At 69.7% G+C, this 12581-nt stretch carries 10 protein-coding genes; 9 read left to right on the top strand and 1 reads right to left on the bottom strand.

Annotation, left to right across the window (positions count from 1 at the left end; translation table 11 throughout):
- Nucleotides 1-107: 107 nt before the first annotated feature.
- From ACE3QW_RS18200 to mraY, 4 genes are all read left to right on the top strand, one after another.
- A complete protein-coding gene (locus tag ACE3QW_RS18200) occupies nucleotides 108-2054 on the top strand; it encodes a penicillin-binding protein 2 (protein WP_245279299.1) in 1947 nt (648 codons plus the stop codon).
- A gap of 90 nt (nucleotides 2055-2144) precedes the next feature.
- On the top strand, nucleotides 2145-3623 hold the full coding sequence (locus tag ACE3QW_RS18205) for a UDP-N-acetylmuramoyl-L-alanyl-D-glutamate--2,6-diaminopimelate ligase (protein WP_374253028.1): 1479 nt from the start codon (nucleotides 2145-2147) through the stop codon (nucleotides 3621-3623).
- Nucleotides 3620-5080: a UDP-N-acetylmuramoylalanyl-D-glutamyl-2,6-diaminopimelate--D-alanyl-D-alanine ligase gene (locus ACE3QW_RS18210; RefSeq protein WP_374253030.1), complete on the top strand. Its 1461-nt coding sequence runs from the start codon at nucleotides 3620-3622 to the stop codon at nucleotides 5078-5080. The genes ACE3QW_RS18205 and ACE3QW_RS18210 overlap by 4 nt, the downstream gene beginning before the upstream one ends.
- A 7-nt stretch (nucleotides 5081-5087) precedes the next feature.
- The gene (gene mraY, locus ACE3QW_RS18215) at nucleotides 5088-6173 is read left to right on the top strand and encodes a phospho-N-acetylmuramoyl-pentapeptide-transferase (RefSeq protein ID WP_029556316.1); all 1086 of its coding nucleotides are present in this window, start codon (nucleotides 5088-5090) and stop codon (nucleotides 6171-6173) included.
- 77 nt (nucleotides 6174-6250) lie between these two features.
- Here mraY and ACE3QW_RS18220 read toward each other — a convergent pair whose 3' ends face one another.
- The gene (locus ACE3QW_RS18220; protein ID WP_024276542.1) at nucleotides 6251-6469 is read right to left on the bottom strand and encodes a DUF2892 domain-containing protein; all 219 of its coding nucleotides are present in this window, start codon (nucleotides 6467-6469) and stop codon (nucleotides 6251-6253) included.
- Between the two features lie 222 nt (nucleotides 6470-6691).
- Here ACE3QW_RS18220 and murD point away from each other — a divergent pair, with 222 nt between their 5' ends.
- The 5 genes from murD to ACE3QW_RS18245 form a co-directional block, all read left to right on the top strand.
- On the top strand, nucleotides 6692-8236 hold the full coding sequence (gene murD, locus ACE3QW_RS18225) for a UDP-N-acetylmuramoyl-L-alanine--D-glutamate ligase (protein WP_374253032.1): 1545 nt from the start codon (nucleotides 6692-6694) through the stop codon (nucleotides 8234-8236).
- Nucleotides 8237-8350: 114 nt separating this feature from the next.
- Complete coding sequence (locus ACE3QW_RS18230) at nucleotides 8351-9244, top strand: TIGR01459 family HAD-type hydrolase (protein ID WP_374253034.1); 894 nt, start codon at nucleotides 8351-8353, stop codon at nucleotides 9242-9244.
- Nucleotides 9245-9377: 133 nt separating this feature from the next.
- Complete coding sequence (locus ACE3QW_RS18235; RefSeq protein ID WP_374253036.1) at nucleotides 9378-10331, top strand: bifunctional riboflavin kinase/FAD synthetase; 954 nt, start codon at nucleotides 9378-9380, stop codon at nucleotides 10329-10331.
- A gap of 56 nt (nucleotides 10332-10387) precedes the next feature.
- Nucleotides 10388-11650 carry an aminotransferase class I/II-fold pyridoxal phosphate-dependent enzyme gene (locus ACE3QW_RS18240; RefSeq protein ID WP_374253038.1) on the top strand — a complete coding sequence of 421 codons (1263 nt, stop codon included), beginning with the start codon at nucleotides 10388-10390 and terminating at the stop codon, nucleotides 11648-11650.
- A 14-nt stretch (nucleotides 11651-11664) separates the two neighbouring features.
- Nucleotides 11665-12581: DNA translocase FtsK 4TM domain-containing protein (locus ACE3QW_RS18245; RefSeq protein WP_374253039.1), on the top strand; the 917-nt coding region annotated here is incomplete at its 3' end.

Here is a 12581-nt window from a genome sequence, read left to right on the forward strand (position 1 = left end):
CCGGCGCCGGCCGCCGCCGCTCCGGCGCCCGCCCCGCCCCCGGAGCCCACCAATCCCCGCGAAAAGCTCTCCGGATTCCTGGCCGGTTTCCGCTGACGAGGTCCGAAATGGCTGATCTGTCTTCCATCTCCGCCCGCCTCGCCCGCCTGTGGGCCGGCTTCGTCGCCGCCGTCGGTCCCGTGCTCCGGGATGCCGACGCCTCGTGCGCGGTGCTGCTCGATCGTCTCGGCGCCGGCAGCAAGGCCGCTGGCCGCGCCACCGCGCGCGGCTCAGCAAGGGCCGCCATCGCCAGCTGGAACGTGCTGTGGCCCTTCACCGTGGGGCTCGGACATCTCGGCTGGCGCGGCGTCCGCCATGTGGTGCGCGGCCTGTTCGGCCTCGACCGTGCCGATCCCGATACCGTGGCGCGCGGCCGCATCAAGCTGGTGATGCTGGCCTTCTGCGGCTTGTTCATCGCCATCGCGGTGCAGCTCTCCCACCTCGCCATGACGGCGGACGGCGGCGGCGGGCGTGGGCGTGGCTCGGATGCGGTGGCCTCCGCGCGGCCGGACATCATCGACCGCAACGGCGACATCGTCGCCATCGACGTGAAGTCCCCGTCTTTGTTCGCCGAGCCGCGCCGCCTCATCGATCCCGACGAGGCGCTGGAAGGCCTGCTCAAGGTGCTGCCCGACCTCGACGTCGAGGAAGCCCGCAAGCGCCTCAATTCCGGCAAGGGCTTCGCCTGGCTGAAGCGCGAGATCACGCCGGCGCAGATGCGCGCTATCCATCGCCTCGGCTTTCCCGGCATCGGCTTCCTGAAGGAAAACCGCCGCATCTATCCCGACGGCCCCATCATCTCCCACGTGATGGGCGGGGTGAACGTGGACAACCAGGGCATTTCCGGTATCGAGAAGTGGATCGACAGCCGCGGCCTCGCCGAACTGCACCTCGCCGGCTTTGCCACCGATCGCCAGCAGGAGCCGGTACAGCTCTCCATGGACGTGCGCGTGCAGCACGCCGTGCGCGACGAGCTGGTGAAGGCGAAGAACAAGTTCCAGGCGCTGCACGCCATGGCCGTCGTGACCGAGGTGAACACGGGCGAGATCATCTCGCTGGTGTCGATCCCCGACTTCGACCCCAACACATCAGGCAATCCCAAGGACGACGCCTATCTCAACCGGCTCACCACCGGCGTCTACGAGATGGGCTCCACCTTCAAGGCACTGTCCTTCGCCATGGCGCTCGATTCGGGCAAGATCGGCCTGAACTCGACCTTCGATGCCCGCGGCGCGCTGCATTTCGGCAAGTTCGCCATCCACGACTACCACGCCGAGAACCGCGTGCTCACCGTGCCGGAGATCTTCCTCGTCTCGTCCAACGTGGGCACGGCGAAGATGGTGCTCTCCCTCGGGGTGGAGGCGCACAAGGCGTTCCTGAAGAAGATGGGCCAGCTCGACCGGCTCAAGACCGAGCTGCCGGAAAGCTCCGAGCCCATCGTGCCGAGGCGCTGGGGCGAATTGAACTCGGCCACCATCGCCTTCGGCCACGGCCTCTCCGTCGCCCCGCTGCAGGCGGTGATGGCGGTGAATTCCATGGTCAATGGCGGCTTCCTCATCCCGCCCACCTTCATCAAGCGGACGCCGGAAGAGGCGCAGAAGGTGGCGGTGCGCGTGCTGAAGCCTGAGACCTCGGACAAGATGCGCTACATCATGCGCCTCAACGCCGAGAAGGGTACGGCCACCAAGGCCGAGGTGCCCGGCTTCCTCGTCGGCGGCAAGACTGGCACCGCGGAGAAGGTGGTGAACGGGCGCTACGCCCACAACAAGCTGCTGACCTCCTTCACCGCCATCTTCCCCATGGACAAGCCGCGCTACCTCGTCCTCGTGATGTTCGACGAGCCCAAGGCGACCTCCGAGACCTACGGCTTCGCCACCTCGGGCTGGAACGCGGCACCAACCGCCGGCAAGATCGTCGAGCGCATCGCCCCCATGCTCAACATCGCGCCGCGCCAGAACCTGCCCAATGCGGAGCAGCTGCTGCGCATGCCGCTCAAGGTCGCCGACCGCAACTGATGTCACCGCTGCGGGAGCACGTTACCGCCACCGCAGCGGTCGCCCGCGCGGGGTGACAACCGGGGCGGGCGAATGCCAAAAAGGGGTCCGATGACCACATATTCTCTCGGACAGCTCCTCGACGGCCACGCCCGCATCCTGACGCCCGACGGCGCCCAGGAGCCGATCACCGGCCTGTCCTCCGACAGCCGCCGCATCACGCCAGGCGATCTCTTTGTCGCCATCCCCGGCACCCATGCGGACGGCACGCGCTTCATCGCCGACGCCATCGCGCGCGGCGCCGCAGCCGTGCTGATGGAGCCGACCGCGCCGGCCCCCCTCCTGCCGCCGCAGGTGGCCCTCGCCTTCACGCTGGATGCCCGGCGCTCCCTGTCGCTGGCCGCCGCGCGCGTCTATCCGCGCCAGCCGAAGACCATCGCCGCCATAACCGGCACCGCGGGCAAGACCTCCGTCGCCTTTTTCCTGCGGCAGATCTGGGAGCGACTCGGCCATCGCGCGGCGTATCTCGGCACCATCGGGCTGGTGAAGCCGGACGGCGCCACCTATGGCAGCCTCACCACGCCCGACCCGGTGGAACTGCACGCCACTCTCGACGCGCTCGCGGGAGAGGGCGTCACCCACATGGCGCTCGAAGCCTCCTCCCACGGCCTCGACCAGAAGCGGCTCGACGGCGTGCGCCTTTCCGCCGGCGGCTTCACCAATCTCGGCCGCGACCATCTCGACTATCACCCAACGATGGACGCCTATTTCCGCGCGAAGCTCCGCCTCTTCACCGAGGTGATGCCGCCGGATGCTGCCGCCGTGGCCGTCACCTCCGCCCCCTTCGCCGCGACCGCGCTCGCCTGGGCGCACGCGCGCGGCCTCCGGCTCCTGCCCATCGGCGAGGGACGGGCGGACGGCATCGACATCGCTGCAGCGACGGGTTCGCCCGCGGGGCAGAAGGTGTTGTTCGCGGACGGCACCAGTGCCGTGGTGCCGCTGGTGGGACGCTTCCAGCTGGACAATGCCCTGCTGGCCGCCGGCCTCGCCATCGCCTGCGGCGCTGATCGTGCCGAGGCGTTCGCCGCCCTTGCGCACCTCAAGGGTGTTCCGGGCCGGCTGGAGCGCATCGGCGACGACCCGCGTCGGCCGGTCTTCGTGGACTACGCCCACAAGCCGGAAGCCCTGGCCACCGTGCTCGATACCCTGCGCGCCGCCATCCCCGGCCGGCTCGTGGTGGTGGTCGGCTGCGGCGGCGACCGCGACCGGGGCAAGCGCCCCATCATGGGCGCCATCGCCGCCATGAAGGCGGACGTGGTGATCGTCACCGACGACAACCCGCGCAGCGAGGATCCGGCAGCGATTCGCGCAGAGGTATTGGAAGGCGCCCGGGGCGCCGGCCGCGGCGATGTGCGCGAGATCGGCGACCGGGCCGAGGCGATCCGGGCGGGCGTCGCCCTCATCGAAAGCGGGGATGCGCTGATCGTTGCCGGCAAGGGTCACGAAACCGGCCAAATCATCGGCGACCGGACATATCCATTCTCGGATGCGGCGGAAGTCCTCGCCGCCCTCAAGGAGGTCGCGGCATGAATGCGGGTGCGGGTACGGCAGAACAGGACGGCCGGGTGCTCCACACCGTCGCGGAAATGGCGGCGGCCATAGGGGCGGAGCTACGCGGCGCGCCGCGCGATGCCACCGGCATCTCCATCGACAGCCGCTCGCTCGCCCCCGGCGACACCTTCTTCGCCATCGCCGGCGAGAACAGCGACGGCCACGCTTATGTGGGCAAGGCGCTGGACGCCGGGGCCTCCGCCTGCGTGGTGGCCCGCGACAAGGCGGACCAGTTCCCCGCCGATGCCCCCCTCCTCGTGGTGGACGACGTGCTCGCCGCCCTGACCGACCTTGCGCGCGCCAGCCGTGCGCGCTCGAAGGCCGGCATCGTCGCGGTGACGGGATCGGTGGGCAAGACCACCACCAAGGAAGCGCTGCGCATCGCGCTCGGCGCCGACGGCGAGACCCACGCGTCCGCCGCCTCCTACAACAATCACTGGGGCGTGCCCCTCTCCCTCGCCCGGCTGCCGCGTGAGGCGCGCTACGGCGTGTTCGAGATCGGGATGAACCATCCCGGCGAAATCACGCCGCTGGTGGAGCTGGTGCGCCCGCAGGTCGCCATCATCACCACCGTGGAGCCGGTCCACATCGCCCAGTTCTCAGGGATCGAGGAGATCGCCGACGCCAAGGCGGAGATCTTCCAGGGGCTGGAGCCGGGCGGCGCTGTGGTGCTGAACCTCGACAATCCCCTCTTCCCCCGGCTCAAGGCCGCTGCCGAGGCCCTGGGCATCGACCGCATCGTCACCTTCGGCGAGACCGCCGGCGCCGACGTGCGGCTGAAGGACGCGGCGCTGCAATCCTACTGCTCGGTGGGGGTGGCGGACGTGATGGGCACGCCCGTGACCTTCAAGGTGGGCATGCCGGGCCGCCACATCGTGCAGAACATGCTGGCGGTGCTCGCCGCGGCGAAGCTCGTCGGGGCCGACCTCGCGCTCGTCGGCCTCGCCCTCTCCCGCATGAAGGCGCCTCCCGGCCGCGGCGTCGCGCTGCGCCTGCAGGTGAAGGGCGGGCAGGCGACGCTGCTGGACGAAAGCTACAACGCCAACCCCGCCTCCATGCGCGCCGCCCTCGACGTGCTCAGCCGGACCCCGATAGGCCCGCGCGGCCGCCGCATCGCAGTGCTCGGCGACATGCTGGAGCTCGGCCCCGACGGCGAGGCGCACCATGCCGAGCTGGCCGAGGCGATCCGCACGGCGAAGATCGATCTGGTGTTCTGCTGCGGGCCGCAGATGCACGCGCTCTGGCAGGCCCTGCCCTCGGAGCGGCGGGGTGGCTATGCGATCCATGCCTCCCACCTCGAGCCCATGGTGGCGTCCGCCATCCGGGGCGGTGACACGTTGATGGTCAAGGGTTCCAACGGCAGCCGCATGGGACCGCTGGTCAAGAGCCTCGCCGAGCGCTTCCGCGCCGCCGAGGATGCGCTGCTCGAAGGATAGAATTCAGATGCTCCAGTGGCTTGCCGATCTCCACCAGTCCTTCACAGCCTTCAACGTCTTTCGCTACATCACCTTCCGGACCGGTGGCGCCGTGGTGACGGCGCTGCTGTTCGTGTTCCTGTTCGGCCCGGCGATGATCTCCATGCTGCGGCTGAAGCAGGGCAAGGGCCAGCCCATCCGCACCGACGGGCCGCAGTCGCACCTGCTCACCAAGAAGGGCACGCCCACCATGGGCGGGCTGATGATCCTCGCCGGCATCGCGGTGGCGACGCTGTTGTGGGCGAACCTGTTCAACTTCTATGTCTGGGTGGTGCTGCTGGTGATGCTCGGCTTCGGCATGATCGGCTTCTATGACGACTACCTGAAGGTGACGAAGCAGACCCATAACGGGCTCTCGGGCAAGATGCGGCTCGCCATCGAGGCGGTGATCTCCGGCGTCGCCGTGGTCATCATCATGACCATGGGCAAGTCGGGCCTCTCCACCTCCGTGGCCTTCCCCTTCTTCAAGGACCTGCTGCTCAACCTCGGCGTCTTCTTCGTGGTGTTCGGCGTGTTCGTCATCGTCGCGGCGGGCAATGCGGTGAACCTCACTGATGGCCTCGACGGCCTCGCCATCGTGCCGGTGATGATCGCGGCCGGCACCTTCGGCCTCATCGCCTATCTCTCCGGCAACGTGCGGTTCGCCGATTACCTGCAGATCCACTACGTCGCCGGCGTCGGCGAGCTGGCGGTGGTCTGCGGCGCGGTGATGGGGGCCGGCCTCGGCTTCCTGTGGTTCAATGCCCCGCCCGCCCAGGTCTTCATGGGCGACACCGGCTCGCTCGCGCTGGGCGGCCTACTCGGCACGGTCGCGGTGGCCACGAAGCACGAGATCGTGCTCGCGGTGGTCGGCGGCCTGTTCGTGCTGGAGGCGGTCTCGGTGATCGTGCAGGTGGCGTCGTTCAAGCTCACCGGCAAGCGCGTGTTCAAGATGGCGCCCATCCACCACCATTTCGAGCAGCTCGGCTGGACCGAGCCGCAGGTGGTGATCCGCTTCTGGATCATCGCCGTCGTGCTGGCGCTGGCGGGGTTGGCGACGCTCAAGCTGCGGTGAGAAGCGATATCGCCTAATCGAAAGGCCCGCGGGAGCACCTCCCGCGGGCCTTTTTCACGAGGTTACGCGGAAAGACGTCACCGCCCGCACGTATTGATGCCCAGCAGCGGATACGCCGGGCAGAAGCGGAAGGCGGCGGTGAGCAGCATCACCACGCCCACGGCGCCGATCAGCCAGGTCCAATGCCCGAGCCCGGCCAGCGCCGGCACGGAGGGGGCCACGAAGGGCACCAGGATCAGCACGACCCCGGCGATGAAGCGCAGCACCCGGTCGATCCCACCCACGTTCGCCACCATCTCGCTCTCCCAATTCCAAGTTCAGCGGGCAAACCCAGCAAGCCTGCCCCGGCGGGGCGGGTCCACGATCCCGTTGGCTACATTCAACAGTATGAATGTCGAATCGGGCAAGCGGGGGATTTCCCTTAAGGCCGGGTGCCTGCGAAAGGGGTTCGCACTTTTTCGCATCATGCTCTAGACGGGAGCCCGGAGTGCATTGCCGCAACGGACGATTTTACTGCCATGATCCCCGTCACCGTCTTCAAAGATGCAACCGTCGCCCTTTTCGGGCTGGGTGGCTCAGGCCTTGCCACCGCAGAAGCGCTCAAGGCCGGCGGCGCCACCGTCGTCGCCTATGATGATTCCGAGGCCTCCCGCCGCAAGGCCGGAGAGGCGGGAATCCTCGTGCAGGATCTCCACGACATCGATTGGACCATCGTCCAGGCGCTGGTGCTCGCCCCCGGCGTGCCGCTCACCCACCCCGAGCCACACTGGTCGGTGAAGCTGGCCCAGGCGGCGGGCGTCGAGATCATCGGCGACATCGAACTGTTCTGCCGCGAGCGGCAGGCCATCGCGCGCCGCTCGCCGTTCGTGGCCATCACCGGCACCAACGGCAAGTCCACCACCACGGCGCTCATCACCCACATCCTGCGCGTCGCCGGCCGCGACGTGCAGATGGGCGGCAATATCGGCACCGCCATCCTGTCGCTTGCCCCGCCGAAGCCCGGCCGGGTGCATGTGGTGGAGTGCTCCTCCTACCAGATCGACCTCGCCCCCGGCCTCGACCCCTCCGTGGGCGTGATGCTCAACATCACCCCGGACCATCTCGACCGGCACGGCACCATCGAGAACTACGCGGCGGTCAAGGAACGCCTCGTCACCGGCGTCGAGCAGACCGGCACCGCTGTCGTGGGCGTGGACGACGATTTCTCCGCCGCCATGGCCGACCGGGCAGAGCGCGCCGGCAAGCACGTGGTGCGCATCTCGGTCAGGCGGCCCCTGCCCGACGGCATCTGGCGCGAGGGCGAGACGCTCGTGGTGTCCGAAGGCGGCGCCGAGGTGTTCCGCCTGCCGCTGGGCGGCATCGGCTCGCTGCGCGGGGCGCACAATGCGCAGAACGCCGCCGCCGCCTACGCCGCCTGCCGCGCGCTCGGCGTCGCGCCGGAGGTCATCACTGTGGCGATGAAGCGCTTCCCCGGCCTTGCCCACCGCATGGAAGAGGTGGGCAACAAGGGCAAGGTACTGTTCGTCAATGATTCCAAGGCGACCAATGCGGATGCCGCCGAGCGCGCGCTGACGAGCTTCACCGACATCTTCTGGATCGCCGGCGGCAAGCCGAAGGCCGGCGGCATCGCCCCGCTCGCCCCCTTCTTCGATCGCGTCGCCAAGGCCTATCTCATCGGCGAGGCCGCGCAGGATTTCGCCGCGACGCTGGCGGACAAGGTGCCCCACGAGATCGTCGGCACCCTCGACAAGGCGGTGGAAGCCGCCGCGCGGGACGCCGAGGCGTCCGGCCGCGGGGATGCGGTGGTGCTGCTGTCGCCGGCCTGCGCCAGCTTCGACCAGTATCCCAATTTCGAGGTGCGCGGCGACGCCTTCCGCACGCTGGTGCAGGCGCTGCCGGGCATCCAGGCCCGCACGCAGTCCACCACGCCGGTGGCGCAGAAGGAGCCGCCCAAGGGCGGCGGCCATCCGCACGGCAACCCCCACGGCAACCCCCATGGCGGCGGACACCCCCACGGCGCCGGAGGGCACCCGGGGGGACATCCCGGCAAGGGACACCCCTGAGATCACCGAGGGTTCATCCGCCGACCTGCGCGGAGCGGGTATCCGACGGGCGGCGCACGGCCTTGTGGTTCAAGGCCTTCCGTGGCACGTGTGCATTGCACAATGGAGAAGTCGATGGCCGAGACCGGCACCCGCACGCCCCTGCACGCCCCGCCGCTGGTGGAAGGCCTCTCCGCCTTCGCGGGTGACTACGACCTGATCCTCTGCGACGTCTGGGGCGTGCTGCACAACGGCGTCGCGTCCTTCCCCGCCGCCTGCGAGGCGCTGACGAAGGTGCGGGCGGGCGGCGCGACGGTGGTGCTGGTCTCCAACGCACCGCGGCCCAACCGCTTCATCATGGGCATGCTCGACGGCCTTGGTGTACCGCGCACCGCCTATGACGCCATCGTCACCTCCGGCGACGTGACGCGCGACATGCTGGAGGCGCGGCCGGGCGCCCGCGTCTACCACCTCGGCCCCGCGCGGGACGTGGGCACGTTCGACGGGCTGGACCTCACCCTCGCCTCGCTTGAGGACGCGGACCTCGTGGTCTGCACCGGCCTCCTCGACGACGACGTGGAGACCCCGGAGGATTATGCCGACGCCCTCGCCGCCATGAAGGCGCGGGAGCTGCCCTTCATCTGCGCCAATCCCGACCTCGTGGTGGAGCGCGGCGACAAGCTGATCTTCTGCGCCGGCGCCATCGCCCAGGCCTATGAGCAGATCGGCGGCAAGGCCTATTGGTGCGGCAAGCCCTACCGGCCCATCTACGACACCGCCTTCGCCCGCGCCGAGGTGATCCGCGGCGAGGTGGTGGAGCGCGCCCGCGTGCTCGGCATCGGCGATGCGTTGCGCACCGACATCGCCGGCGCCAACGATGCGGGCTTCGACAGCCTGTTCATCTCCGGCGGCATTCATGCGCAGGAGCTGAAGTCCATCGACGGCGCCGTTCCCGACACCGAATCCCTCGCCGACCTCTTCACCGGCCACGCCCATCCGCGCGGCGTCATGCCCCGCCTCGCCTGGTAGCCGCGCCCGGGCGACATTCGGTTCCTTGAATTTGCCCGTGGTTTGACCGATCTCGAAGGCCGAATATCCTGTCCCGGTGCCGTCGAGGTTCCGGGCGTCCCGCCGAACACCAAGGCAAGGCTTGCGCCCGCCGATGACCGTGTCCCTTCCCCCTGACTTCGTGCTCGTCCACGGCCCCGAGCCCCTGCCGCCGGCGCTCAAGCGCCCCGTCATCGCCATCGGCAATTTCGACGGCGTGCATCGCGGCCATCAGGCGGTGTTCGCCGCGGCGCGGACCATGGCGGCCGAAGCGGGTGGGCCGGCGCTGGCGCTCACCTTCGAGCCGCACCCGCGCACCTTCTTCAATCCCGCCACCGCGCCCTTCCGCCTGACTCCGGCGGCCGAGAAACTGCGCCGCATCGCCGAGAGCGGCCTTCAGGGCGCCATCGTGCTCGATTTCGACGCCGCCCTCGCCGCCATGGAGGCCGAGGACTTCGTGCGCGAGGTTCTGGTCGGCCGCTACGGCGTCGCTGGCGTGGCGGTGGGCTTCGATTTCCATTTCGGTCGCCAGCGCGCCGGATCACCCGCCTTCCTCAAGGAAGCGGGAGAACGGCACGGCTTCGCCGTGACCGTGGTGGAGCCCATGCGCGATGAGAACGACGCCATTTCCTCCACCGCCGTGCGCCGGGCGCTGGCTTCGGGACAGGTAGGCCATGCTGCCCACATGTTGGGACGCCCCTTCGCGGTGACGGCGGAGGTGATCCACGGCGACAAGCGCGGCCGCACCATCGGCTTCCCCACCGCCAATCTCGCCTTGCCGCAGGATCTGGAACTGGCCTTCGGCATCTATGCGGTGCGCGCCATGACGCCCGCCGGCCGATTCGACGGAGTGGCCAACTATGGCCGGCGCCCCACCTTCGACAATGGCCGGGCGCTGCTGGAAGTGCACCTGTTCGACTTTTCCGGCGATCTCTATGGCCAGTCCATCGAGGTGGAATTCCACGCCTATATCCGGCCCGAGCTGAAGTTCGACGGCATCGACGCGCTCGTCGCGCAGATCAGGGCCGATGCGCAGCAGGCGCGCGAGGTGCTGGCGCGGGAAGTCTGACGGATCGCCGGGTTAAGTTAGCCACACCTTAACCGGCTGGTCCCATTCTGGGGCGGATGACGAAAGCCGCCAGAAAAGACCGCAAAGCCGTGCCACCCGCACCTGCCGCTCCCCTTGCCGCTCCCCCGGAAGACCGCCGCTCGCCCTTCATCCGGCTGGCCGACCTCCTCGCGGGGATCGAGCCGGGGCGACAGCCGCTGAGCGCCGCCGTGGGCGAGCCGCAGCACGCCATGCCGGATTTCGTCGGCCCGGTTCTCACCAGCAATCTCTCAGGCTTCGGCCGCTACCCCCGCGCCGAAGGCACGCCCACCTTCCGCGCCGCCGCCGCCCGTTGGCTGGCGCAGCGCTACAAGCTGGCGAAGCCCTTGGATGCCGACCGCGAAGTGCTGGCGCTGAACGGCTCCCGCGAGGGCCTGTTCTCCGCCGCCATCGTCGCGCAACGCCTCACCGATCCGGCGAAGGGCGCCAACGGCAAGCCGGCAATGTTGCTGCCCAATCCCTTCTACGCCGCCTATGCCGCGGGCGCGGAGGCCGCCGGCTGCGAGGCGGTCGTGATGCCGACCACGAAGGAAAGCGGCTGGCTGCCGGACCTCGACGCGCTCGATCCGGACCTGCTGAAGCGGACGGTGGCCATCTACATCGCCTCCCCCGCCAATCCGCAGGGCGCCATCGCCTCCGCCGACTATCTCGGCAAGGCGCTGGAGCTGGCGCGGCGCAACCGCGCCTTCCTGTTCTCGGACGAGTGCTATTCGGAAATCTACCTCGGCGCGGAAAAGCCGGCCGGCATTCTCGAAGTGGCCGGCACCGACCTCACCCGCGTCGTGGCGTTCAATTCCCTGTCCAAGCGCTCGTCTTTGCCCGGCCTGCGCTGCGGCTTCTGTGCCGGCGATCCGGCCTTCCTGAAGGACTTCCTCGCCTTCCGCTGGGTGGCCGCGCCGCAGGTGCCGGAGCCCCTGCAGGCGGTGGCCGTGGCGGCGCTGGAGGACGAGGCCCACGTCACCCGCTCCCGTGACCTCTATGCCGCAAAGTTCGACCTCGCCGACCGCATGCTTGCCGGCCGCTTCGGCTATGAGCGGCCCGGCGGCGGCTTCTTCCTGTGGCTCGACGTGTCCCACCTGGCCGACGACCACCTCACCGGCGGCGAGGCGGCGGCGGTGAAGCTGTGGCGCGAGCAGGGCCTGCGCACGGTGCCGGGGGGCTATCTCGCCCGCCGCGACCTCACCGGGGCCAACCCCTCCGCCGGATTCCTGCGCGTCGCGCTGGTCCAGGATCTGCCCACCTGCGAGGAGGTGCTGAAGCGCCTCGTCGCTGCCCTCTGAAGGGAGCCGCGCCGATGCCCATGGCCCGCCGACGCCCGAAGGCAGCCGCCTCCGCCGATGCCGTCATCAACAGCCGGATGGACGCGCCCCACCACCATATGCCCCGGCTCGAACTGATCCCGGAGAGCATCCGGCTGGTGGTGCGCCGGCGCGGGCGGGAGATCGTCGGGACCGGACTGATCCTCGCGACGCTGATCTCCTTCGTCGCGCTCGGCACCTGGTCCGCGGCCGACCCGAGCCTGTCCAACGCCACCCATGCGCCGGTCACGAACCTCTTGGGCCGGCCCGGCGCGATCATCGCCGATCTGCTGATCCAGCTGTTCGGACTCGCGGCGCTGGCCGTGCTGCTGCCGCCGCTCTATGCCGGCTGGCGGCTCGTCACCCACCGCCCGTTCGCGCGCGAACGCCTGCGCATCACCTGCTGGCTCATCGGCGTGCTCGGCACCACGGCGTTCCTCGGCGCCATTCCGCAACCGGACCACTGGCCGGGCCTCACCGGCCTCGGCGGCGCCTTGGGCGATCTGTTTCCCCGTGCCTTCGGCGTCATGCGCGGCGGCGCGCTCGCGGCCCTTGATTCCATGCTGATCGGCGCCGCCGGCCTCGCGATCGGGGCGGCAGGCCTGTTCTTCGCCTTGAGCGGCGGCCGGCGCACGCCCCTGAAGCTCGCCCCCGCCTCCGAGCTGCCGGGCGAGGTGGGCGACGAGGACGAGGAGGACGACGGCACCGCCGTTTCCCTCGGTGCCCTCACCCACACCTTCCTCTCGTGGAAGGCGCGCCTCTCCGGTGCCGGGCTCACCCGCCGCGCCGTCCCCGCCCCTGCCGCGTCAGCCGGCCGGGCGGAAGGCGCAGGCGAGCGTCAGGAGCCGCGTCTGGAGGGGGCCGGCGCCCCCGCGCCCCACGACGTTCCCGATGCCCCGCTGGATGCTGCCAC

Source organism: Xanthobacter sp. (assembly GCF_041911315.1).
GTDB lineage: Bacteria > Pseudomonadota > Alphaproteobacteria > Rhizobiales > Xanthobacteraceae > Xanthobacter > Xanthobacter aminoxidans.